This window comes from Amorphus orientalis (genome assembly GCF_030814015.1).
In the GTDB taxonomy this organism is placed as follows: Bacteria; Pseudomonadota; Alphaproteobacteria; order Rhizobiales; family Amorphaceae; genus Amorphus; species Amorphus orientalis.
The window spans coordinates 178,068-201,642 of the sequence record NZ_JAUSUL010000003.1; the positions used below are offsets into that span (position 1 = coordinate 178,068).

Sequence of the window (23,575 nt, forward strand, 5' to 3'; positions counted from 1 at the left end):
GTGCGATCCTCGCGAAAACGGGACGCGTTTCCAACTTACAATCCTGAAAGCTGTCCGGCGACAGGGCCGCAGCTCAGTGGGCGTCGGCCCAGGTGTCCGCCGCGTTCGCCTCCACCTCGAGCGGGACGGACAGTGCGACGGCCGGGTCGCTGGCACTTTCCATCACCTGCTTGATCACCGGGATCGTCGCCTCGACCTCGGACTCCGCCACCTCGAAGATCAGCTCGTCGTGGACCTGCAGCAGCATGCCCGCATTGAGCTTCTTCTGCTCCAGCGCCGGCTCGATCCGGATCATTGCGCGGCGGATGATGTCGGCGGCCGAGCCCTGGATCGGCGCGTTGATGGCCGCGCGCTCGAAGAAGGCGCGCATCGACGGGTTCTTGGTGTCAATCTCCGGATAGTGCGCCTTACGGCCGAAGATCGTGGTGACGTAGCCGTGCTCGCGGGCGAACGCCTTGGTGGCGTCCATATAGTCGCGGATGCCCGGAAAGCGCTCGAAATAGCGCTTTATGTACTCGCCCGCCTCGCCCCGGGCGATGCCGAGCTGATTGGCGAGCCCGAAGGCCGAAATCCCGTAGATGATGCCGAAATTGATCGCCTTTGCCCGGCGGCGGACCATCGGGTCCATGCCCTCCACCGGAACCCCGAACATCTCGCTCGCCGTCAGCGCGTGAATGTCGAGCCCGTCGGCGAAGGCCTGCTTGAGCTGGGGGATGTCGGCCATGTGGGCCAGCACCCGAAGCTCGATCTGGCTGTAGTCGGCCGCCAGAAGCTTGGTGCCCGGCGCGGCGATGAAGGCGGAGCGGATCGCCCGGCCGGTCTCCGTACGGATCGGGATGTTCTGCAGGTTCGGCTCCGACGAGGCCAGCCGCCCGGTCGTGGTCGAGGCCATGGCGAACGAGGTGTGGACGCGCCCGGTCTCGGCGTTGATGTAGCCCGGCAGCGCGTCGGTATAGGTCGATTTCAGCTTCGACCACTGCCGCCATTCCAGGATTTTGGCCGGCAGCTCATGGCCTTCGGCCGCGAGATCCTCCAGCGCCTGGGCTCCGGTCGCCCAGGCCCCGGTCTTGGTCTTCTTGCCGCCGGGCAGGCCCATCTTGTCGAACAGGATCTCGCCGAGCTGCTTGGGCGAGCCGACATTGAACGGCTCACCGGCAAGCTCCTGGATCTCCTCCTCCACGGCGCCCATTTTCTGGGCGAAGTCGCCCGACAGCCGGGACAGCACCTGCCGGTCGATCATGACGCCGCGCCGCTCCATGCGCGCCAGCACCTCCACCAGCGGCCGCTCCAGGGTCTCGTAGACGGTGGTGACCTTCTGCGCAGCGAGCCGCGGCTTGAGCACCCGCCACAGCCGGAGCGTGACGTCGGTGTCCTCGGCGGCGTACTCGGTCGCCTTGTCCAGCGGCACCCGGTCGAAGGTGATCTGGGACTTGCCCGTGCCGCAGACCTCCTTGTAGGCGATCGGCGTGTGGCCGAGCCAGCGCTTGGAGAGCTCGTCCATGCCGTGGGCGCCGACGCCGGCATCGACGGCGTAGGAGATCAGCATCGTGTCGTCGAACGGCGCCACCTCGATGCCGCAGCGCGCCAGCACCAGCCAGTCATATTTCATGTGCTGGGCGATCTTGAGGACGGTCGGATCCTCCAGAAGCGGCTTAAGCCGCGCGATCGCCTCGCCGTAGGGGATCTGTCCCTCCAAGAGCGCGCCGTCATCGAACAGGGTCGCCTCGCCGGACTTGTGGCCGATCGGGATGTAGCAGGACCGCCCCGGCGCCGTGGCGAGCGAGATCCCGACCAGATCGCAGGCCATCGCCGACAGTGAGGTGGTTTCCGTATCGACGGCGACCACGCCCGCCGCGTAGGCCTCCACGATCCAGCGGTCGAGATCCTCCAGCGTGCGGACCGTCTCGTAGGTCGAGCGGTCGACCGGCGTCGCCACGGCTTCCGCCGCCCGCGCGGCGGCCAGCGCTTCCGGCGAGTGGGCCGCCACGTCGGTGGCGAGTTCGGCCGCCGCCGAAACCGCGGCAGCCTCCGGTGCGTCGCCGGATGCCGCGCCCCCGGTGCTCTCCTGCGGACCGGCAAAGGCCGGATCGGGCTCGATCAACGCGGCGTCGACCTCGTAGATCTCGGCCGCCCGGCGCGTGATCGTGGTGAAGTCCATCGCCTTCAGGAACGCAATCAGGGCCTTGGGGTCCGGGTCGTGGACGGCGACGTCGGCAAGCGGCACCTCGACATCCACGTCATCGACGAGTTTGACGAGCTGCTGCGAGATGCGGGCGAGCTCGGCGTTCTCGATCAGGTTCTGCCGCCGCTTCGGCTGCTTGATCTCCTCGGCGCGGGCGAGCAGGTCCTCCAGCGAACCGTATTCCTCGATCAGCTGGGCCGCGGTCTTCTTGCCGATGCCCGGCACGCCGGGAACGTTGTCGGTGGAATCGCCGGCGAGCGCCTGCACGTCCACGACCTTCTCCGGCGGCACGCCGAAATACTCCACCACTTCGTCGAACCCGATGCGGCGCTCCGCGCGGAAGGAGCCGCGGCTGCGCTCGCCCGAGGCCGGGTCGTACATGGCCACCTTGTCGCCGACGAGCTGCATCAGGTCCTTGTCGGCGGAGATGATCAGGACGTCGGCGCCCGCCTCCCGCGCCTGGCGGGCATAGGTCGCGATCAGGTCGTCGGCCTCGTAGCGGTCCTGCTCGATCGGGATCATGCCGAAGGCGCTCACCGCCGAGCGCATCAGCGGGAACTGGGGCACCAGGTCTTCCGGCGGCTCGGGCCGGTGGGCCTTGTAGTCGGGATAGATCTCGCGGCGGAACGAGGCTTCCGACTTGTCGAAGATGATGGCCAGATGGGTCGGCTTGATGTCGACGGCGCCATCCCGGATGAATTGGAACAGCTTGTTGCAGAACAGGCGCACGGCCCCGGTCGGCAGACCGTCGGAGCGGTAGTTGTACTTCCGGTCCTGGTTCATCGACTGGAAGTAGGCCCGGAAGACGAACGACGAGCCGTCCACGAGAAAGACGTGGTCGCCGGGTCCCGGCGGACGGGATGAGACGGGGGCGGACTGGTTCGAAGCGTTCGCCATATCGGGATGTTGCCTTCCGCTCGGGGTCGGGTCGAGGGCGAATCGTGTCGGCGTCGCCCCTGCCGCAGGACGGTCTTTTACCCCCCCTTAAATCGCCACATCTAGCCTCCAATCGGTCATTGTGGACCGAACGGCGTGACCGAATCGGTCGCAAGTGACCGCGTCAGAAGGGAAATCCGTCAATCATGGCACCGCGTCGGCCCTCGGATGGTCGTCCTCCGCGTCGCAAGCCGGCCTCTGCCGGCCAGACCCTCGACCTGCATCCGATTCGTGCCGAGCGGGCGAGCGGGGCAAGCCGCAAGCCGGCCTCCGGCACCCGCAAGGCTGTCTCCGGCGATGCACCCACCCCGCGCGGCCGGACCAAGGCCGCCGCGCCTGCGCGCGGCAATGGCGGGAACGGTGGCACCGGACGCGGACGCGGCGGTCAGGGTGGCGGCGGCGGACGCCGGGGCGGGCGGCGCAAGCGCAGCCTGATCCGGCGCCTCTTCGGCTGGACCATGTTCGTCGCCGTATGGGGCGTGATCGGCGTGGTCGGCCTCTTCACCTACTACGCGGCGACCCTTCCACCCACGTCGGAATGGGCCGTCCCGGAGCGTCCGCCGAACGTCAAGATCGTGTCGGAGCGCGGCGACCTGATCGCCAACCGTGGCGACACCGGCGGCCAGGCGGTCACGCTTGCCGAAATGTCCCCGCATCTGCCCGAAGCTGTGATGGCGATCGAGGACCGGCGCTTCCGCGACCATTTCGGCATCGATCCGATCGGTCTGGCGCGCGCCGCCGCGTCGAACCTGCGCGCCGGCGGCCTTGTCGAGGGCGGTTCGACGCTCACTCAGCAGCTCGCCAAGAACCTCTTCCTGACGCCGGAACGCACCATCGAGCGCAAGATGCAGGAAGTGCTGATGGCGCTCTGGCTGGAGGCGAAATACTCCAAGGACGAGATCCTGGAGATGTATCTGAACCGGGTCTATCTCGGTGCTGGCGCCTATGGCGTCGATGCCGCCGCGCAGCGCTATTTCGACACCTCCGCCCGCAATCTCGATCTGGCCCAGTCGGCGATGATCGCCGGCCTCCTCAAGGCGCCGACCCGCTACGCGCCGACCAACCATCCCGAAGCCGCCGCCGCGCGCGCCCGTGTGGTGCTGCAGGCGATGGCCGAAGAAGGCTACATCACGCCCATCGAGGCCCAGATCGCCTCGGCCAATCCGGCCCAGGTGGTCTCCCGCGCGACCTCGCCCAGCGCCGGCTACGTGGCCGACTGGGTCAACGACGTGCTGCCCGGCTTCGTCGGCGCGATCGACGAGGACATCGTCGTCGAAACCACGATCGATCTCGGCCTGCAGGAAATGGCCCAGTCGGCGCTGCAGACCACGCTGTCGGAGCAGGGCGAAAAGCTCGGCGTCGAACAGGGCGCGATCGTGGTGATGGACGGCGGCGGCGCGGTGAAGGCCCTCGTCGGCGGCCGCGACTATCGCAAGAGCCAGTACAACCGCGCGGTCACGGCCAAGCGGCAGCCGGGCTCCTCGTTCAAGCCGTTCGTCTATCTGACGGCGATGGAACTGGGCTACACGCCCGAGACGATCCTGGTCGACGAGCCGGTGAAGATCGGCAACTGGTCGCCGGAGAACTACAACCGCAAGCATTACGGTCCGGTGACCCTGACCCGGGGCCTCGCCCACTCGCTGAACACGATCGCCGCCAAGCTGGCCGACCAGGTGGGGCCGTCGAACGTGGTCCGCACCGCGCACCGGCTCGGCATCCATTCCAAGCTCGATCCGAACGCCTCCATTGCGCTTGGCACGTCGGAGGTCACGCTGCTGGAGCTGACCTCCGCCTACGTGCCGTTCTCCAACGGCGGCTTCGGCGTGGTTCCGCACGTCATCCAGCGGATCGTCACCAGCGAGGGCAAGGTCCTCTACAAGCGATCGGGCACCGGCCCCGGCCGGGTGATCTCCGACCTCCAGGTCGGCCAGATGAACGCGATGCTCTCAGAAGCGCTGACCTCCGGCACCGCACAGCGCGCCCAGATCGAAGGCTGGCCCGCCGGCGGCAAGACCGGCACCAGCCAGGATTGGCGCGACGCCTGGTTCGTCGGCTACACGGCCTACTTCACCGCCGGCGTCTGGCTCGGCAACGACGATAACTCCTCCACCAAGCGCGCCACCGGCGGCAGCGCGCCGGCCGAACTCTGGCGCTCGGTGATGCAGGAGGTCCACCAGGGCATGGCCGTGGCCGATCTGCCGGGCGCAAAGGTCAGCGGTTCGGTGCCGGTCGCCAGCGCCGACGTGCCGCTCGACGGCCCCAATCCGGACGCCTCGCCGACCGTGTCGTCCGGCCAGCCCGGCGGCAACCGCCGATCCCACGGCGCCTGGGTTCCGCCGGAGCAGAACGTCGACGGCGGCGGCTTCTTCCGGCGGCTGTTCGGCGGCTGATACGCCTTCGGTCAGTCGGGTCCGCCCGACCGGCCACGCCTACCACTGGGGTCCGCGCGCCCGCACGTTCCGGGAGGCGAGATAGGTTGCGAGCGCGCCGATGCCGCACACGGCGAGAAAGAGCGCCATCGGCAGCGCGCCCCGGTGCAGGAGCAGGCCGAGCACCGTTCCCACGCCCGCGCTGAACACCATCTGGGTGAAGCCCAGCAGCGATGAGGCCGCGCCCGCACGTTTCGTGAACGGCATCAGGGCTCCGGCCATACCCTGGGGCAGCGCCTGTCCCACGCCGACCAGGTAGATCATCTGCGGCACCACGACCGCGGCCGGATGGTCGATCCCGACGACCAGCGCGAGGACCATCGCGGTCCCGCCGGCAGCGAGGAAGCAGCAGCCGACCCCGAGCGCGCGCGCCACGCCGAGACGCTGCAGCAGCCGCTGGCCGAGCAGTGTGCCGGCGACATAGGACAGTGCACACATGCCGAAGACGAGGCCGAACACGACGCTCGACAGGCCGTAGACATTCTGCAGCACGAACGAGCCGCCGGAGATGAACACGAAGATGCCGGCGTAGGTGAAGCAGACGATTGCGACGTGCACCCGGTAGCCGGCGTCGGAGATCACCGGGCCGAAACCCCACAGGAAGCTCTTCGGCGTCAACCGTTCCGGCACCCGCTCCCGGATCGTTTCCGGCAGGCGGAAGATCACCAGCAGCAGGATGACGATCGCCAGCGCGAAGACGGCGAACAGCGGTCCACGCCAGCCGAAGAAGAGATCCAGCACGCCGCCGATCGAGGGCGCCACCGCCGGCATCAGCCCCATGATCGTGCCCATGCGGGAAAGCTCCGTGCCCGCCCGGCGGCCTTCGTAGAGATCGCGCACCATGGAGCGCGACAGCACCACCGGCCCCGCCGCGCCGAGCGCCTGGAAGAACCGCGCCACGATCAGGAGTTCGATCGACGACGCCACCGCGCAGGCGAACGAGGCCGCGCAGTAGAGTGCCAGGCCGACGATCAGCACCGGCTTGCGCCCGAACCGGTCGGAGACCGGACCGTAAACGATCTGGGCCAGGGCGAACCCGATCAGGAAAACCGACAGGGTCAGCTGGACCGTCGAGATCGACGCGTCCAGATGAACCGCGATGGAGGGCAGCGACGGCAAATAGGTGTCGGTCGCGATCGGCCCCACGGCCTGCAGCGTGGCGAGAAGCGCCGTCAGCGCGATGGTGCCGGGCTTCAGCATGACACCGGTCCCGCTTCGGCACGGACCGGCGAACGTCCGGCGCAGCCGGACTGGATGGAGAACAACACGGGGCGCATGCGGGACAGGCTCGACGCGGGAAATCGGATGGACGCGCCCGATGACGCGTCCCCGCCGGCGATCATGCACGACGCGGGCCGTCGAAGGCGGGCGGGGCCGACCCTACCGCATTTCCGGCCCGGACTTAATCAATCCGAACGGGAGCCAGAGCAGCGGCACACTTGCGTTGGACGCGCCCGCAACCTCCCAGCGGTTAGCAACCGCAGCGGCGTACCGGACAAACGAAAGGGCTGCCGCGCCCTTCCGGTCACGACAGCCCAATCGGCAATTCGGGGAAGAAGCTTACTCGGCAGCGTCGGCGGCCGGCTTCGTCGTCGAGCGCTGGCCTTCTTCGCCGCGGCGATCGCGACGCTCGGCGATGCGGGCGGACTTACCGCGACGGCTGCGCAGATAGTAGAGCTTGGCCCGGCGGACCTTGCCGCGGCGGATCACGTCGACGGACTCGATCAGCGGCGAGAACACCGGAAAAACGCGCTCGACGCCTTCGCCGTAGGAGATCTTCCGGACGGTGAAGTTCTCGTGGAGGCCGCCGCCGGAGCGGGCGATGCACACGCCTTCGAACGCCTGGACGCGGGTCCGGGTGCCTTCCGTGACGCGCACGTTCACGCGCACGGTATCACCGGCCTGGAACGGCGGCAGCTTCCGCTGCGCCTCGACCGTCGCCATCTGCTCGCGTTCGATCTCTTCGATGACGTTCATGACAATCTACCTTCTCAATTCATTCACGAGCGCGGCGCCGGCGCCGGCTTGCGGGCGCGAGTGGCAGCGATGTCTCTCGGGAAAAACAGGTCGACGGGTCTACACCGAAGTGCGCCCAATGTCGATGGTTTGGAGATAGCGATTTTCACCACCAGAGATCAAGTGCGAAGACGCGGTTTTTCGGCGTCGATCGCATCATTTTCGCCGATCGCGTCTCAAATGGCGCCCTGAAGGCCGGAATCAACCCACCGGCCGGTCGTCGGCAATGACCTTTCCGTCGTTGGGCAGCGTCCCCGGCGCGACGATGTCGACCCGGCCCGACAGCTTGGTGAGGTCCCGCAGGCTCTCCTCCAGCCGGTCGGCGATCTCCGATCCGGCCTCGGTCTCGACCGAGAGCGTCATGACGTCCTGCTCGCCGGAACGGGCGACGACCAGACGGGCGCGCCGCACCTCCGGGTGACGCTTGACCAGCGCGTCGATCTGCGCCGGGTCCACGAACATTCCCTTGATCTTGGTGCGCTGGTCCGCCCGGCCCATCCAACCCTTGATGCGCGGCGCAGTGCGGCCGCACGGGCTCTGGCCCGGCAGCGCCGCCGACAGGTCGCCGGTCGCGAAGCGGATCAGCGGATAGCTGGACGACAGCCGGGTCACCACCACCTCGCCGACCTCGCCCTCCGGCACCGGGTCGCCGGTACCCGGCCGCAGGATCTCCACGATCACGTCCTCGTTGACGATCAGCCCCTCGCGCGCCTCGCTCTCGTAGGCGATCACGCCAAGTTCCGCCGTGGCGTAGGCCTGCACAACCCGCACGCCGCGCTCGTCCAGTTCGGCGCGCAGACTGGCCGGCAGCGCGGCTCCGGAGACCAGCCCGCGCGTGATCGACGAGACGTTCAGCCCCAGTTCGGCGCCCTTGTCGAGCAGCACCTTCAGGAAGTCCGGAACGCCGCAGAAAAAGTCGGGCTTGAGGGCCGCGACCGCGGCCGCCTGCTGTTCCGTGTTGCCCACGCCGGCCGGCACCACCGTCGCGCCCAGCGCCCGCGCGCCCTCGTCCAGCATCCAGCCGCCGGGCGTCAGATGGTATGAAAAGGCGTTATGGACCGTCCCGCCGGCGCGAAGCCCTGCCGCGTAAAGGGCGCGCGAGGCATTGGCGGGGTCGGGACCGATGCCCTGGGGCTCGTAGATCGGACCGGGCGACACGAACACGCGCGGCGGCGGGCCGGCCTGCCCGGCTACGAAACCGCCAAATGGCGGATCCTCGGCCTGAAGCTGCGCCAGGTCGCTCTTGCGGAGCACCGGCAGCTTCGCCAGAGCCGCGCGGCTGTCGACCCTGTCGGTCTCCGCGTCCGCAAGATGGCGTGCCCAGCCCGGCGCGTGATTGACCGCGTAGCGCACCAGCCCGGCCAGCCGCTTTCCGAGGTCTTCCTCCCGGGCGTCCGGGTCCTGGATTTCGCGCTCGTCGAAATGGTCGGTCATCGCCTGCTCCTCAGGAAAGCCAGCGCTTGCGCCGCTTGTAATGCTTCACGTTGCGGAACGAACGGCGCCCCTCGCCGCCGACGCCGAGATAGAACTCCTTGACGTCCTCGTTCTCCCGGAGCGCGGCCGCCGCCCCGTCCATGACGATGCGGCCGGACTCCAGGATGTAGCCGTAGGTGGCGTAGCGCAGCGCCACGTTGGTGTTCTGCTCGGCCAGAAGGATCGACACGCCCTCGTTCTCGTTGAGGGACTTCACGATCTCGAAGATCTCCTCCACCAGTTGCGGCGCGAGCCCCATGGACGGCTCGTCGAGAAGGATCATCTTCGGCCGCGACATCAGCGCCCGGCCGATCGCGCACATCTGCTGCTCGCCGCCGGAGGTGTAGCCGGCCTGGGAGCTGCGCCGTTCCTTGAGGCGCGGGAAATAGGAATAGACCATGTCGAGATCGTCGCGGACCCGGCGGCCTCCGTCGCGCCGCGTGTAGGCGCCGGTCAGGAGGTTCTCCTCGATGGTCAGATGGCCGAAACAGTGCCGGCCCTCCATGACCTGGATGCAGCCGCGCGTGACCAGCGCGTTCGGCGACAGCGCCTCGACCCGCTCGCCGGCGAAGGTGATGCTGCCCTTGGTCACCTCGCCCCGTTCCGCCCGCAGAAGGTTGGAAATCGCCTTCAAGGTGGTGGTCTTGCCGGCACCGTTGGCCCCCAGAAGCGCGACGATGCCGCCTTTCGGGACCGTCAGCGTCACGCCCTTGAGCACCAGGATGACGTGGTCGTAGATCACCTCGATATTGGAGACGTCGAGGATCGCCGGCGCAGCTGCCGCCGGCGCTTCGATCTCCGGCGCGGTGTCCGAACTCAATGCCATGTGGGGATCTCCTGGATGGAAGCGGCATGGCGGCGCGCGTCCGGTCGGATCGCACCGGTCGCGTCCGCGGGCGCGACGACCCTGCAGTCCAGCCCGTCGCATCCGGCGCCCGGATCGTCGGCAAGCCTGAGCAGAAGCGAATTCAGCGTCTCCCGGGTCGCTCCGAACATGGGCGCGTGGCCGCCGGTCTCGAATGCATAGAGCCGGCAGGCGGCGAGCCGCTCACACAGGGCCTTCGTCGCCTCGAAGTCGACCTCGCCGTCGTCGCGCGCCATCACGATATCGACCGGCCGGGAGATCCCGGCCACCTTCGCCGCGATGGCGTCGGCATAGTCGAACAGCTGAAGCACGGCGTTCGGGACGATATAGAAGAAGATGGTCTGGGCGTAGACGTCTTCCACGCCGTCCGCATCGATGCCCTTCGGGCTCGGCACCTTGCAGCCGATCTCCCAGATGTCGCAGTAGGCGGACCAGAGGCGGAAGGCCTGGAGCTCCAGCGCGGTCGTGCGGGTATTGGCGATGATATCGACCGCCGGCGCGAGCAGCAGGACCGTGGCGCGCTCCGGGATCCCACCGGACGCGACCAGATCGGCGGCCATCGCGCCGCCGAAGGAATGGGCGATCACCACGACCTCGTCGTAACCGTCCATCCGTTCGCTCATGCGGGCGGCCAGATCGTCGCGGATCGCGTCGGCATCGAAGGCGGCGAAGCGCTGCAGCGTGCGCCCGTGATAGTCGAGCAACGGTGCCCAGAGATCGGCGTCGGTGCCGTCCGCAAACGCGTCGAAGATCGGCATCATGGTCATCGGCGAGGCCCCGAACCCGTGGACCAGCACGACCAGCCGGTTGCTGCCGCGCTCCAGCACGCGTTCGCGCGCCTTGTAGATGACCCCGTCGGGCCCGAAGAAATGGATGTGGCGATGGGTCCGTTCGGCGTTTCCTTCATAGATCCACCCGGTTCCCAGAAAGACGGCCACCGCGACGGCGGCAAAAATCACGAAGCGGCGGATCCGCCGCCGGCTGCGCCGTGCCAAGACTTCAACCCTTTCGGACGATCATCGAGACGTCGAAGCTATCACCCGGCACCCGGAAGCCGATAGCGTCCAGCGCATGTGCGGTGCCGTGGCGCGATCGCGGAGGGCCGCGCCACGGCATGTCGGTTTCCGCCTACTGGGCGCAGGGCTCGGAGCGCTCCGGCCAGGGCTGGTTGGAGGCGACATACTCTTCCGCCGCCTTGACCAGCATCGGACGGACCACGTCCTTCATCGGTGAGAACCAGTCGGAGACCTTTTCCCAGGTCTCGCCGTTCCACTGCTGGACGTAGACGTCGTTCTCGCCGGAGTGGTCCGCGCAGGTGAGCTTCAGCGGGGCCATGAAGCCTTCCATGCCCGCCTCCTTCAGTCGCTCCTCGGTGATGTTGAGGTTCTCCATGCCGGCGCGCATGTCCGCCGCGTCGATCACCTTCTTGCCGGTCATTTCCTGCGCGGTGCGGATCGCCTCGGCCATCAGGAAGGAGTTCATGACGCCGCGGTTGTAGAGGTTCTCGCCTACGCGGGCGGTCTCCGAGACCTGGCTTTTGCCGGGCTCCACCACGTGGGTCAGGATGTCCTGGATGACCGGAAAGTCCTGGCCGACGCCGTTGAAGTTCAGCGTCTTGAAGCCTTTGCCGCCGTCGCCGGCCGGACGGGCGTCGTCTTCGCCGCCGGACCACCACACGCCGATGAACTTGTCCATCGGATAGCGGATCTTGGCCGCTTCCTTCACCGCCGTCGGGTTCATGGCACCCCAGCCCCACATGATCATGTAGTCGGGCCGGTCACGGCGCACGTTGAGCCACTGGGAGGACTGGTTCTGCATCTGGTCGGCCGGCACCGGATACTGGGTCAGCGTGAAGCCGTAGTCCTTGGCGAACTGTTCCAGAAGCGGGATCGGCTCGCGGCCGTAGCCGGCGTCCAGGAAGATGTAGCCGATCTTCTTGCCGTCCAGATTGGAGAGATCTCCGCCTTCCTGCTCGGCTATGTATTTGATGATCGCCGAGGCGCCGTCCCAGTAGGTGTCCGGCGGATTGAAGACCCACGGGAAGAGGTTGCCGTCGGCCGCTGCCGACAGGCCGTAGGCCATGGACAGGACCGGGATATTGTCGACCGAGGCCTTGGGGATGAGCTGCAGCGTGATGCCGGTCGAGTAGGGATTGTATATCAGCGGGTCGTTGGCCTTGGTGCTCTCGTAGCACTCCACGCCCTTCTGGGTGTTGTAGCCGGTCTCGCACTCCTCGATCCGGATCTTGACCCCGCCAATGCCGCCGTCGCGCTCGTTCAGCATGGTCAGATAGTCGGCCATGCCGTTGGCGATCGGGATGCCGGACCCGGCGAACGGGCCGGTGCGGTAGGTCAGAAGCGGAATAAAGAGTTCGCCGTCCTGGGCCTGGGCGGCCGGGGTCGCGAGACCCGTGAAGGCGACGGCAGCGATCGCCATTCCGGCGAGCGCGGTCCTGGTGGATGTCATCCTGTTCCTCCCTGCTGCGGGGGGTCCCCGCAGGATTGGTTTTCGGCTGGAACTCTTGGCCGGTTCCATGACCTCGATCTTAGGTGTGGTGCCAGCCATTGCAAGCCGTCGTTGCCGGCTCCGGCCCGGCTGACGGGGCCGGATTCGGTGATGGTCTCCTCAGTACGGGAACGGCCAGACCCTCAGCTTCTGCTTGATGATCTGCCACATGCGTGCAAGCCCGTGCGGCTCCACGATGAGAATGAAAATGATCAGCGCGCCGATAATCACGAAGTTGATGTGCTCGACGGTGGCGGCTTCGATCGGCAGGCCCAGCGCTTCCGGCACCATGCGGATCAGGACCGGCAGGATCCAGATGAATGCCGCGCCCATATAGGAGCCGATCAGACTGCCCAGACCGCCCAGGATCACCATGAACAGGATCTGGAAGGACAGGTTGATGGAGAACGCGGACGGCTCGGCCGCGCCCAGCCAGAAGAACACCATCATCGCCCCGGCCACCCCGCAATAGAAGGACGAGACGGCGAAGGCGAGGAGCTTGGTCCGCAGCGGCCGGACCCCGATCAACTCGGCGGCGATGTCCATGTCGCGGATCATCATGAACGATCGGCCGACCCAGCCCCGCAGGAGGTTAGAGGCGACCCAGGTCATCAGCACCACGATTGCCAGCACCGCGAAATAGCGCTCCACCGTGCCGGCGGTCGGGCCCGTCAGCACCACGCCGAACGCGGTGCGGGTCGACACCTCGATCGCGCCCGAAGCGTTGTAGTTGTAGAGCCAGGGGATGCGGATGAACGCCCACTCGAGGAAGAACTGCGCGGCAAGCGTCGCGACCGCCAGGTAGAAGCCCTTGATCCTCAGGCTCGGCAGCCCGAACACCACGCCGATCGCGGCGGAGAAGATGCCCGACGCCAGGATCCAGACCAGGATGTTGGTCTCCGGGAAGATCGAGGTGAGCTTGTAGCAGGCGTAGGCCCCCACCCCCATGAAGGCGCCGGTGCCCAGCGAAAGCTGCCCGCAATAGCCCGTCAGGATGTTCAGCCCGATCGTCGCCAGCGTGAAGATCAGGAACGGGATCATGATGGAGGCGAGGAAGAACGGGCTCGCCACCAGCGGGATCGCCACGAACGCCACCGCCAGCATGACGGCGATGCCGATCCGGTCCTGCCGGATCGGGAACACCGCCATGTCGGCGGCGTAGCTGGTCTTGTACTGTCCGGCCTCGCGGTAGAGCATCGATCAGATCCTTTCGATGATGCGTTCACCGAACAGCCCCTGCGGCCGGACCAGCAGGAAGGCGAGCGCGATGATGTAGGCCAGCCATCCTTCGATGCCGCCGCCCACGAGAGGTCCCCAGTAGATCTCGCCGATCTTTTCGCCGATCCCGATCACAAGTCCGCCGACGATGGCGCCGGGGATCGAGGTCAGACCGCCCAGGATGATCACCGGCAGCGCCTTGAACGCCACGATCTGGAGCGCAAAGGAGACGTCGGAGCGCGCCCCCCACATGACGCCGGTGACCAGCGCGACGATGCCGGCGGCGAACCACACGATCACCCAGATCTGGTTGAGCGAGATGCCCACCGACAGCGCCGCCTGATGGTCGTCGGCAACCGCCCTGAGCGCCCGGCCGATCCGGGTCTTGGAGAAGAAGAAGCCCAGCGCCGCCACCATGATGATCGCGATAACGGCTGCCGCGATGTCGATGTGCTGCAGGATCAGGAACCCGCCGAGGATGTCGAAGGCGGTGGAGCCGGTCGGTAGCAGGAGCTGCTCGGTCACCATCGTCTTCGGCTCACCGCCGAAGATCAGCTCGCCGAGCCCGATCAGGAAATAGGTGAGCCCGATGGTCGCCATGAACAGGATGATGTCCGGCTGGTTCACCAGCGGCCTGAGCACCATCCGCTCCACCCCCACGGCGAGCACGAACATGATCCCGATGCAGATGACGAACGAGATCAGCGCAGGCACGCCCAGCGCCGTCAGGCCCACCAGCGACAGGGCGGCGAACACCACCATGATGCCCTGCGCGAAGTTGAGCACCCCCGAGGCCTTGAAGATCAGCACGAAGCCGAGCGCGATCAGCGCGTAGAGCACGCCGGACACGAACCCTTCCCACAGGACCTGCAGGAAGAAGTCCGGCGCGGTGACCATCTGCACGAACGGGTCGATGAAGACGAGATAGAGGGTTTCCATCAGTTCAGCCCGCTCCCCGCGCGTTCCGGATTGAGGCGGCGCCCCGGCCGCTCGCTCGGCTGCTCATTCGTGCGACACTCCCAGATAGGCGTCGATGACGTCCTGGTTGGCGCGCACCTCGTCCGGCGGCCCGTCGCCGATCTTCTTGCCGTAGTCGAGCACCACCACCCGGTCGGAGATATCCATCACGACGCCCATGTCGTGCTCGATCAGCGCGATCGTGGTCTCGAACTGCTGGTTCACGTCGAGGATGAAGCGGGACATGTCCTCCTTCTCCTCCAGGTTCATGCCCGCCATCGGCTCGTCGAGCAGCAGGAGCCGCGGCTCCATGGCGAGCGCCCGGCCGAGCTCCACCCGCTTCTGCAGGCCGTAGGGCAGCTTGCCGACCGGCGTCTTGCGGATGTGCTGGATCTCCAGGAAGTCGATGATCTCCTCGACCCGGTGCCGGTGGGCGATCTCCTCGTTCAGCGCCGGGCCCTGGCGCAGCACCTGCCAGAAGAAGTTTTTCCGCATCATCAGCGTGCGGCCGGACATGATGTTGTCCAATGTGGTCATGCCGCGGAACAGGGCGACGTTCTGGAAGGTGCGGGCGATGCCGGACCGCGCCGCCTCGTAGGGGCGCATGCGCCGGCGCACCTTGCCCTCGAAGGTGATGGTGCCTTCCTGGGGATGATAAAAACCGTTGATGACGTTGAGCATCGACGTCTTGCCGGCACCGTTCGGCCCGATGATCGCGCGCACTTCCCCCTTGCGGATATCGAAGGAGATGTCGGAGATCGCCTTCACGCCGCCGAAGGCCAGCGAAACGTTCTTCACCTCCAGCAGGACCTCGGCGGGCGCGGCGGCTTCCCGGTCCCGGATGTCGGTCATTTCGGCAACGGCAGCCATCACGTCTCCTACTCCGCAGCCTCGGACAGGCCGGACGGCTTGGCCGGCTCGAACATCTCCGCGTCGCGGATCTTCACGTTCGCCTCGATCACCCCGCGCCGGCCGTCCTCGAAGGTCACCTCGGTGGCGACGAACTTCTCCGTTGTCCCGTCGTAGAGGGCGTCGATCAGCGGCTGGTAGCGCTCGGCGATGAAGGAGCGGCGCACCTTCTGGGTCCGCGTCAGCTCGCCGTCATCGGCGTCGAGTTCCTTGTGCAGCACCAGGAAGCGCTTGATCTGGGAGGACGCCATCATCGGCTCTGCCGCGAGATCCCGGTTCACCTGGGCGACGTGCTCGGCGATCATCTCGTAGATGCGCGGCAGGCCGGCGAGCTCCTGATAGCTGGCATAGGAGACGTTGTTGCGCTCCGCCCAGCTGCCCACCGCGATCAGATCGATATTGATGAACACGGCGACGAAATCGCGCTCGTGGCCGAACGCCACCGCTTCCTTGATGTTCGGGAAGAACTTGAGCTTGTTCTCGATATATTTGGGCGCGAACAGGCTGCCGTCGTTCAGATGGCCGACGTCCTTGGCCCGATCGATGATCTTGAGCTGGCCTTCGGCGGTGAAGATGCCCGCATCGCCGGCGTGGACCCAGCCGTCCTCGGTCTTGGTCGTCTTCGTCGCCTCGTCGTTCTTGAAGTAGCCGACGAACACGCCGGGCGAGCGGAACATGACCTCGCCGCTCTCGGCGATCTTCACCTCCACGCCCGGCGGCGGCGTGCCGACCGTGTCCGCATCGATGGTGCCGTCCGGCTGCATGGTGATGTAGACGCTCGCCTCGGTCTGCCCGTAGAGCTGCTTCAGGTTCATGCCGAGCGAGCGGTAGAAGCGGAAGATTTCCGGGCCGATCGCCTCGCCGGCGGTGTAGGCCACGCGGATGTTGGTGAAGCCCATCCGGTTCTTCAGCGGCCCGTAGACCAGCACTTCTCCGAGACGATAGAGCAGCCGGTCGCCGAGCCCGACGCTCTCGCCGTCGAGGATCCGCTCGCCGACCTTTCGGGCATGGCGCATCAAAGCGTGGAACATCGCGCGCTTGAGGGGTCCGGCGTCCTCCATGCGCACCATGATCGCCGTCAGCAGTGTCTCGTAGACCCGGGGCGGCGCGAAGAAATAGGTCGGCGCGATCTCGCGGCGGTCGTCATTGACCGTCTCCGGGCTTTCCGGACAGCACACGCAGTAGCCGGCCACATAGCTCTGGGCATAGGAGAACATGTGGTCGCCGACCCAGGCGAGCGGCAGATAGGCGACCACCTCCTCGGTCTCGTCGAAATTGTCGAAGGCGGTGGCGTTGCGGGCCGAGATCACCAGGTTGTCCTGGGAGAGCATCACCCCTTTCGGCCGGCCGGTGGTGCCGGACGTGTAAAGGATGACGGCCAGATCCGATCCCTTGCCCGCCGCGATCTGCTCGTGCCAGGCACGCTCCCGGCCGGCATCGGCCTTCAGCGCCGCATCGCCGAGCGCCTGGACATCCTCGAAGCTCTTCAGCCGGGTGTGGTCGTAGTCCCGGAGCCCGCGCTGGTCGTCATAGACGACGAAGGAGATCGACGGCACCTGCTCTGAGATATCCAGGATCTTGTCGACCTGCTCCTGATCCTCGCAGACGGCCGCCTTGACCTCGGCATGGTCGAGCACGAAGGCCATCTCTTCGGTGATGCTGTCGGCATAGACCGGAACCGGGACGCCGCCCAGCGCCTGTACGGCGGCGAAGGTCCAGTAGAGGCGCGGCCGGTTCTGGCCGACCACGGCCACCTTGTCGCCACGCCCGATCCCCAGTTCCGAAAGCCCGAGTGAAAACCGCCGGATCTCGTTCAGGACCTCCTGCCAGCTCCAGGTCTGCCAGATCCCGAGGTCCTTCTCGCGCATGGCCGGACGGTCGCGCAGCGTCTGCGCGTTCCGCACCAAGAGCTTCGGCAACGTGTCATCGCTGCCGGATCCGGCCCCAGCCGCTCCCTGCATCTAGCGTCCCATCCTCTGACGGCCCGCGCCTCCGGTTGTCCGGATGATCTTTCAGGCCGGTGTCTTGTTGACCCGAGCTAACCGGACGTTCGCGTCCAAATCAAGCCTTGCGGAACCCTACGATTGCAGGAGCGGCGATTGCCTCGTAAGCCGAGGCCCTTTTCACCACCCGCCTGCACGGGCAGGATCAAACGCTGCCGTCCAGCCGCGCCCGACGCGGTGCTGCGCATAAACCGCTGTGGACAGGATCGATGATGCCCGCACGCCTCGCCGCAACCGTCCTCTGTCTTCTGCTCCCGGTGACGGGATGGGCCGATGAGGCAAGACGAACCGGGGATTCCCAAGTCCGGCTCGATTGGACCGGGTGTTATGTCGGCATCCAGGCGGGCGGGCTCTTCAGCCGCCAGGAGTGGCTCAACCGCACTCCGGGCGGGGCGTTCTATGGCGTTTCCCTCGGCGACCACACCGCATCCGGATGGCTCGCCGGCGGCCAGGCCGGCTGCGACTACCAGTTCCCGAACGGTGTCGTCCTCGGCGTGCAGGGCGACTACGCCTGGTCGGATGCCGACGGGTCCCACCCCAGCACCCGCGAAACCGGCGTGGTCTACGGGAGCGACGTCACCGCGCTCGCCAGCATGACCGGCCGGATCGGATACAGCTGGGACCGCGTCCTTGCCTATGTGGACGCCGGCGCGGCCTGGCAGCGCGACGACTACTGGGCGACCACCACACGGCTCGGCACCGCCTACCGCGGAAGCGAGACCCGACAGGGGTGGACGCTCGGCGCCGGCGGCGAATATGCCCTCACCGAGCTCCTCTCCGGCTTCGTCGGTGTGAGATACTACCAATTCGGGAGCCCGGAAATCGGGCTCACGCCCCAGATCGCCGGACTGCGTCGGGCCTATGTCGATCTGGACGAAAGCACCGTCGTCGTACGGGCCGGACTGAATCTCCGCCTCCGGATGAAATAGCTCTTCGATCACTGACAAGCCGCACGCCGTCCGCCAGCGGAGCGACGGGAGTGGCCCCAGGCGGCAGATGCTGCACTGCGAAAGCCCCTTTTTCCGCCCCCCGGAAACGATTATGGTCGGGGCACCGTGGGTCAGCGACGAGAAAAGGGGCTTCAAGTGCTCGATCCGAACCGCGATGACCGTGCTGCCGGAGATCAGTTCGCCGACTGCCGGCGCATGATCGACACCCACTACAACACCACATGCCTCGTGCTGCAGGGCGGCGGCGCGCTCGGCGCCTATCAGGCCGGCGTGGCCGAGGTCCTGTGCGAAGCCAACATCGACGTCGACTGGGTGGCCGGGATCTCGATCGGCGCCATCAACGCCGCCATCATAGCCGGCAACCCGCCCGAGAAGCGGGTCGAGCGGCTGAGGAGCTTCTGGAACAAGGTCACCAGCGGCATCAACTGGCCCCACATCCCCGAGGGCGACGACGTCCGCGCCGCCTACAATCAGGTCTCGTCGATGGCGGTGATGACCTTCGGCGTTCCGGGCTTCTTCCAGCCGCGCTTTCCGCCGCCCTTCTTCCAGGCGGACGGCTCGACCGCGGCGGCGAGTTTCTACGACACCACCCCGCTCAAGCACACGCTGGAATCGCTGGTCGACTTCGACTACCTGAACGACGGTCCGGTCCGGCTCTCCGTGGGCGCGGTCAACGTCCGCAGCGGCAACTTCGCCTATTTTGACACGGCCGAACGGCGCATCGGTCCGGAGCACATCATGGCGTCCGGCGCGCTGCCGCCGGGCTTCCCGCCGGTGGAGATCGAGGGCGAACTCTACTGGGACGGCGGCCTCGTCTCCAACACGCCGCTCTCGTACATCATCGATTCCGGCCAGTATTCCGGAACGCTGGTCTTCCAGGTCGACCTGTTCTCGGCCCGGGGCCCCCGCCCCCGCAACCTGCAGGACGTCAACGAGCGCGAGAAGGACATCCGCTTTTCCAGCCGGACGCGCCTGAACACCAACATGTTCCGGCGCATGCAGGAGGCGCGACAGGCGATCTCCACGCTTCTGGAGAAGCTCCCGGAAGACCTGCAGAACACGCCCGAGGCCCGGCGCCTGCGCCATTTCGGCCGCCATGCGAGCGTCAACGTCTTCCATCTGATCTACCGCCGCAAGCTCTACGATCAGGCGTTCAAGGACTACGAGTTCTCCCGCAACACCATGATCGATCACTGGAAGGCGGGCGCCTCGACCATGCGCCGGTCGCTCCGCCACACCGACTGGTTCAATCCGCCGGATCCGGAGGTCGGCTTCGTCACCCACGACGTCGACCGGGACGCCGAGGACTGACCGGCGGCCTTCGGGTTTTCCCTTCTGCGGCCGCGCCCGCCTGCGCACGGCCGCCCCTGTCATCCAGGCGAAGCGTTTGCGGCCGATAAGCGGCGGGACGCGCATTTCCAAGCGGAGCCGACCCAATGATCAGCGAAGACACCATCCGGCAGAACGCCTTCGCGATGCCCTTCACCTCCCCCGCCTTTCCCAAGGGGCCCTATCGCTTCACCAACCGGGAGTTCTTCATCGTCACTTACCGGACCGATCCGGAGGCGCTGGCGGCCGTCATTCCCGCGCCGCTGCAGGTGCTGGACCCGATCGTAAAGTACGAGTTCATCCGGATGCCGGATTCCAACGGCTTCGGCGATTACACGGAGTCCGGCCAGGTCATTCCGGTCAGCTACAAGGGCGAGCGCGGCGCCTACGTCCACGCCATGTATCTGGACGACGGGCCGCCGATCCTCGGCGGACGCGAACTCTGGGGCTTTCCCAAGAAATACGCCAAGCCGACCATGCAGGTGCACAAGGAGACCCTGGTCGGCACGCTGGACTTCGGCCCGGTCCGGGTCTGCACGGCGACCATGGGCTACAAGCACAAGGACCTGGCGGAAGCCGACGTGATGCCGTCGCTGACGGCGCCGAACTTCCTCCTGAAGATCGTGCCCCACGTGGACGGCACCGCCCGGGTCTGCGAGCTGGTGAAGTACCACATGACCGACATCGTCTTCAAAGGCGCCTGGTCCGGCCCGGCCTCCATCGAATTCGCCCACCATGCGCTCGCGCCGGTGGCCAAGCTGCCCGTGGTCGAGGTGCTCGGCGCGACCCACATCCTGTCCGACCTGACCCTCGGCCTGGGCGAGGTGGTCCACGACTATCTGGCCTGAGAGAGCCGGCGGCGTGTAGCCACTCGTCTTCCGTATTCCGCCTGCCAGCCGACGACTGTCGGCCGGCCACACTTGGCCGCCCTCGCGGAGCGATGAGCGCAGCGCATTCGCGTGAGCGGAAAGAACTCGGCCGCCCACCCGGAGCCGGTGAGCGATAGCGACTTCGGCGTGAGGGTCAGAACGACCCGGCTGCCCCCTGTGCAGCCGGGCGCTTTCGCCGACGGGGAAAAAGGTCTACCGCTCTGTTTTCAAGCCGACTTCAACAGGCTGAGCGGGAGGCATCATGGCAACGTCGAACATCTTTCCGAGCTGGCTGGCACCGAGGGTCCTGAGCGTCGTGCGCCTCGTCGCCGGCCTCCTCTTCCTGCAGCACGGCCTGCAGAAGCTGATCGGCATTCCACCGACCGATCACGCCCCGGCCATGTTCTCGCTGTTCTGGTTCGGCGGCATCATCGAGACCGTCACCGGCGCGCTGATCGCCATCGGCCTGTTCACCCGGCCGGCCGCCTTCGTCGCCTCCGGCACGATGGCCGTCGCCTACTGGATGGTGCACGCGCCTCAGGGTCCGTTCCCCGCCAACAATGGCGGCGACGCGTCGATCCTGTTCTGCTTCCTGTTCTTCTATCTGATCTTCGCCGGCGCCGGCCCGTGGAGCGCCGACCAGCGGAAGTTCTGAAAGACGCAGCGTCCGCGGAGCGCCGGATGTCGTAACGAGCCACCCGGCGCCGCAGTTCAGGACGGCTGGCCGACGTCGATGCGGTTCCCGTCCGGGTCGGCCAGCACGAAAGCCCTGAGGCCGAACTCCTTGTCCTTCAGGCCTTTCACGATCCGCACGCCGTGCTGCTGGCACAGCGTGTGGAGCGCATCCACGTCCGCCACCATCAGGTGCGCGACGTTGAACGGTCCGCCTTGTGGTCGCGGTGAAACGTCAGGTGCAGCTCCGCGTCGTCCCGGCGCAGGATCACGAACCCCGTCGGCGTCCCGTTCTGAAACACGCTGCGAAAGCCCAGCACATCCACATAGAACGCCAGGGCGCGTTCCATGTCGCTCACCGGCACCGTTGCCGCGATCCGGCCGAACCGGATGCCGTGACCGGTCTGATCGGTCATCTCACGTCTCCTGTCGAAGGTGCGCACGCACGGACCGGGACGGTGCCCGCCGGGTGTCGAACCTTCGCTTGGGTTGCGCGAGACGGTGCTCACGATCGGCCGCCTGAGCGACCCTCGATCCGTTTAGCCGATCCCGATCCGCCGGGAAGCCGGGTCCCGCTTTCGCTGGGACTATCAGTATTCGCTCATCCCTTCGAAAGCCGGGGTCCAGGGCCACATGATCCGACGTTGCCGTGAGCGAAAATTTCTTTAAGTCGCAATCGCGGACGGAACACCGAATTCCCACTTTTCCTGCGATTGCTCGCCCCTCACGCGACTGTGAGTGTGCGCCGCCGCACGAATGCCCACCTGCGTTGGTAATCGACGGGTAATGCCCTAGGTCGGTTTCAACAGCGACCGGGTTCGTCCGAGGACACCCCGGCAATTCTTTCGTGCGATCATCAGGAGGCCCCATCATGAGACCCGGCTTGATCGACCGCCGCACGCTTCTGGCCGCAGGAGGCGCGGCACTGGCAGCGAGCGCATCCGGCCTGCTCGTTCCCGCCCGCGCCGCCGGCCTTGCGCCGACCCCCTCGATGCGCGGCGGCTCCAACAACTACCGTCCCGGCGCGCCCATCGTGGAGCGGATCGGCGGCGGCGGCTTCTGGATGACCGGCACGGTCCGCCGCGCCGGCGACGGGGCACCGCTTCCCGGCCAGCGCATCCAGATCTGGGCGCACACCACCGAGGGCTACGAGCGCGACCCGGAAAGCCACGGCGCCACGCTCACCGACGAGAACGGCGTATTCCGGCTGGAAATGCCGCAGATCGTGCCGGCCTTCGGCCAGCCGCATGGCCACCTCGCCTATGACAGCGGGGACTTCGAAACGGTCTTCCTGCGGCCGGTGATGGCAAGTTCCAGCGACACCAGCCTCGAGGCCCACTTCGTCCTGCAGCCGGCCTGACCGGCTTGGCGTCACCCCGCATGCGCTCGGCGCGCGCGGTCCTGGCCTGGGCGGCGGTTGCAGCGGCCGTCGTCGTGCCGGTCGCGCTCGCCGCCGGCAGCCCGCTGCTTGCCTGGCGGTCCCCGGTCTACATCGCGGCCGGATTCGCCGGCGTCGTCGCGCTGGGCCTCCTGCTGCTTCAGCCGCTTCTGATCGGCGGCTACCTGCCGGGGCTCACACCGGCAAGGCGCAGGCGGCTGCACCGCTGGGTGGGTGTGGCCCTTGTCGCCGCACTCGTCTTGCACGTGGCCGGGCTCTGGATCACCAGCCCGCCGGACGTGATCGACGCGCTCCTGTTCCGCTCGCCGACGCCGTTCTCCGCCTGGGGCGTGATCGCCATGTGGGCGGTCTTCGCGACGGCGCTGCTGGCCGCCCTGCGCAGGCCCCTGCGCATCCGGCCGCGGTGGTGGCGGGCGGGCCACGTGTCGCTGGCGGTGGTGATCGTCGCAGGCGTGGCGGCCCATGCCCTCCTCATCGAAGGGACGATGGAAACCGTCTCGAAGATCGTGCTCTGCGGCCTGGTGGTCGCGGCGACGGTGAAGCTCCTCGTCGACCTCAGGAGGCGCGGAGCGCAGCGACCGGGACAAAAGAACCGGCCGCGCCCGCGCAGCGGTGAGCGGAGCGAACTCGCGTGAGCGCTGTTCTTCGACCGCAAATCCCGGACGGAAAACCGGTTCCCACTTTTCCTGGGATTTTCCAGCGCGCGACCGCGCGCCGGCCGGTCAAGAGGCGCGGAGCGCAGCGACCTGGACAAAAGAACCGGCCGCGCCCGCGCAGCGGTGAGCGGAGCGAACTCGCGTGAACGCTGTTCTTCGACCACAAATCCCGGACGGAAAACCGGTTCCCACTTTTCCTGGGATTTG

General features: G+C 67.1%; 18 protein-coding genes and 1 pseudogene. 7 read left to right on the forward strand and 12 right to left on the reverse strand.

From position 1 onward, the window contains the following. Nucleotides 1-73: 73 nt before the first annotated feature. On the reverse strand, nucleotides 74-3,079 hold the full coding sequence (gene polA / locus J2S73_RS15290; protein ID WP_306886485.1) for a DNA polymerase I: 3,006 nt from the start codon (nucleotides 3,077-3,079) through the stop codon (nucleotides 74-76). Nucleotides 3,080-3,264: 185 nt separating this feature from the next. On the opposite strand from polA, the gene J2S73_RS15295 reads away from it, so the two are divergent. Beyond that, the gene (locus tag J2S73_RS15295) at nucleotides 3,265-5,508 is read left to right on the forward strand and encodes a transglycosylase domain-containing protein (protein ID WP_306886486.1); all 2,244 of its coding nucleotides are present in this window, start codon (nucleotides 3,265-3,267) and stop codon (nucleotides 5,506-5,508) included. A gap of 39 nt (nucleotides 5,509-5,547) precedes the next feature. Here J2S73_RS15295 and J2S73_RS15300 read toward each other — a convergent pair whose 3' ends face one another. The 10 genes from J2S73_RS15300 to J2S73_RS15345 form a co-directional block, all read right to left on the reverse strand. Further along, on the reverse strand, nucleotides 5,548-6,747 hold the full coding sequence (locus tag J2S73_RS15300) for a multidrug effflux MFS transporter (protein WP_306886487.1): 1,200 nt from the start codon (nucleotides 6,745-6,747) through the stop codon (nucleotides 5,548-5,550). A gap of 360 nt (nucleotides 6,748-7,107) precedes the next feature. Beyond that, the gene (gene rplS / locus J2S73_RS15305; protein WP_306886488.1) at nucleotides 7,108-7,524 is read right to left on the reverse strand and encodes a 50S ribosomal protein L19; all 417 of its coding nucleotides are present in this window, start codon (nucleotides 7,522-7,524) and stop codon (nucleotides 7,108-7,110) included. 240 nt (nucleotides 7,525-7,764) lie between these two features. Next, complete coding sequence (locus tag J2S73_RS15310) at nucleotides 7,765-8,997, reverse strand: phenylacetate--CoA ligase family protein (protein WP_306886489.1); 1,233 nt, start codon at nucleotides 8,995-8,997, stop codon at nucleotides 7,765-7,767. A 10-nt stretch (nucleotides 8,998-9,007) separates the two neighbouring features. After that, nucleotides 9,008-9,862, reverse strand: coding sequence for an ABC transporter ATP-binding protein (locus tag J2S73_RS15315; RefSeq protein ID WP_306886490.1), 855 nt, complete (start codon nucleotides 9,860-9,862; stop codon nucleotides 9,008-9,010). Then, nucleotides 9,853-10,860 carry an alpha/beta hydrolase gene (locus tag J2S73_RS15320; protein ID WP_306886491.1) on the reverse strand — a complete coding sequence of 336 codons (1,008 nt, stop codon included), beginning with the start codon at nucleotides 10,858-10,860 and terminating at the stop codon, nucleotides 9,853-9,855. Before J2S73_RS15320 ends, J2S73_RS15315 begins: the two co-directional genes overlap by 10 nt. A 169-nt stretch (nucleotides 10,861-11,029) precedes the next feature. Next, nucleotides 11,030-12,367, reverse strand: a complete 1,338-nt coding sequence (locus J2S73_RS15325) for an ABC transporter substrate-binding protein (protein ID WP_370874442.1) — start codon at nucleotides 12,365-12,367, stop codon at nucleotides 11,030-11,032. Nucleotides 12,368-12,526: 159 nt separating this feature from the next. Beyond that, complete coding sequence (locus J2S73_RS15330) at nucleotides 12,527-13,603, reverse strand: branched-chain amino acid ABC transporter permease (protein WP_306886492.1); 1,077 nt, start codon at nucleotides 13,601-13,603, stop codon at nucleotides 12,527-12,529. A 3-nt stretch (nucleotides 13,604-13,606) separates the two neighbouring features. Next, nucleotides 13,607-14,563: a branched-chain amino acid ABC transporter permease gene (locus J2S73_RS15335; RefSeq protein ID WP_306886493.1), complete on the reverse strand. Its 957-nt coding sequence runs from the start codon at nucleotides 14,561-14,563 to the stop codon at nucleotides 13,607-13,609. A gap of 63 nt (nucleotides 14,564-14,626) precedes the next feature. Then, nucleotides 14,627-15,451, reverse strand: coding sequence for an ABC transporter ATP-binding protein (locus J2S73_RS15340; protein ID WP_306886494.1), 825 nt, complete (start codon nucleotides 15,449-15,451; stop codon nucleotides 14,627-14,629). Nucleotides 15,452-15,459: 8 nt separating this feature from the next. Continuing rightward, nucleotides 15,460-17,451: an AMP-binding protein gene (locus J2S73_RS15345; RefSeq protein WP_306886495.1), complete on the reverse strand. Its 1,992-nt coding sequence runs from the start codon at nucleotides 17,449-17,451 to the stop codon at nucleotides 15,460-15,462. A 251-nt stretch (nucleotides 17,452-17,702) separates the two neighbouring features. On the opposite strand from J2S73_RS15345, the gene J2S73_RS15350 reads away from it, so the two are divergent. From J2S73_RS15350 to J2S73_RS15365, 4 genes are all read left to right on the forward strand, one after another. Further along, a complete protein-coding gene (locus J2S73_RS15350) occupies nucleotides 17,703-18,422 on the forward strand; it encodes an outer membrane protein (RefSeq protein WP_306886496.1) in 720 nt (239 codons plus the stop codon). Nucleotides 18,423-18,638: 216 nt separating this feature from the next. Beyond that, nucleotides 18,639-19,754 carry a patatin-like phospholipase family protein gene (locus J2S73_RS15355; RefSeq protein ID WP_370874449.1) on the forward strand — a complete coding sequence of 372 codons (1,116 nt, stop codon included), beginning with the start codon at nucleotides 18,639-18,641 and terminating at the stop codon, nucleotides 19,752-19,754. 128 nt (nucleotides 19,755-19,882) lie between these two features. Next, on the forward strand, nucleotides 19,883-20,620 hold the full coding sequence (locus tag J2S73_RS15360) for an acetoacetate decarboxylase (protein ID WP_306886812.1): 738 nt from the start codon (nucleotides 19,883-19,885) through the stop codon (nucleotides 20,618-20,620). 283 nt (nucleotides 20,621-20,903) lie between these two features. Then, a complete protein-coding gene (locus J2S73_RS15365) occupies nucleotides 20,904-21,296 on the forward strand; it encodes a DoxX family protein (RefSeq protein ID WP_306886498.1) in 393 nt (130 codons plus the stop codon). Between the two features lie 56 nt (nucleotides 21,297-21,352). On the opposite strand, the pseudogene J2S73_RS15370 reads toward J2S73_RS15365, so the two are convergent. Beyond that, nucleotides 21,353-21,729 (reverse strand): annotated as a pseudogene (locus tag J2S73_RS15370) (glyoxalase superfamily protein). Between the two features lie 455 nt (nucleotides 21,730-22,184). Here J2S73_RS15370 and J2S73_RS15375 point away from each other — a divergent pair. Together J2S73_RS15375 and J2S73_RS15380 are read left to right on the forward strand one after the other, a co-directional pair. Beyond that, nucleotides 22,185-22,673: a peptidase associated/transthyretin-like domain-containing protein gene (locus J2S73_RS15375; RefSeq protein WP_306886499.1), complete on the forward strand. Its 489-nt coding sequence runs from the start codon at nucleotides 22,185-22,187 to the stop codon at nucleotides 22,671-22,673. 20 nt (nucleotides 22,674-22,693) lie between these two features. Next, entirely contained in the window at nucleotides 22,694-23,347 is a 654-nt protein-coding gene (locus J2S73_RS15380; RefSeq protein ID WP_306886500.1) for a ferric reductase-like transmembrane domain-containing protein, read from the forward strand. Nucleotides 23,348-23,575: the final 228 nt, after the last annotated feature.

Bases quoted from the DNA above. Each gene is read 5' to 3' on its own strand.
- polA (WP_306886485.1), bottom strand. From the start codon at position 3,079: ATGGCGAACGCTTCGAACCAGTCCGCCCCCGTCTCATCCCGTCCGCCG.
- J2S73_RS15295 (WP_306886486.1), top strand. From the start codon at position 3,265: ATGGCACCGCGTCGGCCCTCGGATGGTCGTCCTCCGCGTCGCAAGCCG.
- J2S73_RS15300 (WP_306886487.1), bottom strand. From the start codon at position 6,747: ATGCTGAAGCCCGGCACCATCGCGCTGACGGCGCTTCTCGCCACGCTG.
- rplS (WP_306886488.1), bottom strand. From the start codon at position 7,524: ATGAACGTCATCGAAGAGATCGAACGCGAGCAGATGGCGACGGTCGAG.
- J2S73_RS15310 (WP_306886489.1), bottom strand. From the start codon at position 8,997: ATGACCGACCATTTCGACGAGCGCGAAATCCAGGACCCGGACGCCCGG.
- J2S73_RS15315 (WP_306886490.1), bottom strand. From the start codon at position 9,862: ATGGCATTGAGTTCGGACACCGCGCCGGAGATCGAAGCGCCGGCGGCA.
- J2S73_RS15325 (WP_370874442.1), bottom strand. From the start codon at position 12,367: ATGACATCCACCAGGACCGCGCTCGCCGGAATGGCGATCGCTGCCGTC.
- J2S73_RS15330 (WP_306886492.1), bottom strand. From the start codon at position 13,603: ATGCTCTACCGCGAGGCCGGACAGTACAAGACCAGCTACGCCGCCGAC.
- J2S73_RS15335 (WP_306886493.1), bottom strand. From the start codon at position 14,563: ATGGAAACCCTCTATCTCGTCTTCATCGACCCGTTCGTGCAGATGGTC.
- J2S73_RS15340 (WP_306886494.1), bottom strand. From the start codon at position 15,451: ATGGCTGCCGTTGCCGAAATGACCGACATCCGGGACCGGGAAGCCGCC.
- J2S73_RS15345 (WP_306886495.1), bottom strand. From the start codon at position 17,451: ATGCAGGGAGCGGCTGGGGCCGGATCCGGCAGCGATGACACGTTGCCG.
- J2S73_RS15350 (WP_306886496.1), top strand. From the start codon at position 17,703: ATGATGCCCGCACGCCTCGCCGCAACCGTCCTCTGTCTTCTGCTCCCG.
- J2S73_RS15355 (WP_370874449.1), top strand. From the start codon at position 18,639: ATGATCGACACCCACTACAACACCACATGCCTCGTGCTGCAGGGCGGC.
- J2S73_RS15365 (WP_306886498.1), top strand. From the start codon at position 20,904: ATGGCAACGTCGAACATCTTTCCGAGCTGGCTGGCACCGAGGGTCCTG.
- J2S73_RS15375 (WP_306886499.1), top strand. From the start codon at position 22,185: ATGAGACCCGGCTTGATCGACCGCCGCACGCTTCTGGCCGCAGGAGGC.
- J2S73_RS15380 (WP_306886500.1), top strand. From the start codon at position 22,694: ATGCGCTCGGCGCGCGCGGTCCTGGCCTGGGCGGCGGTTGCAGCGGCC.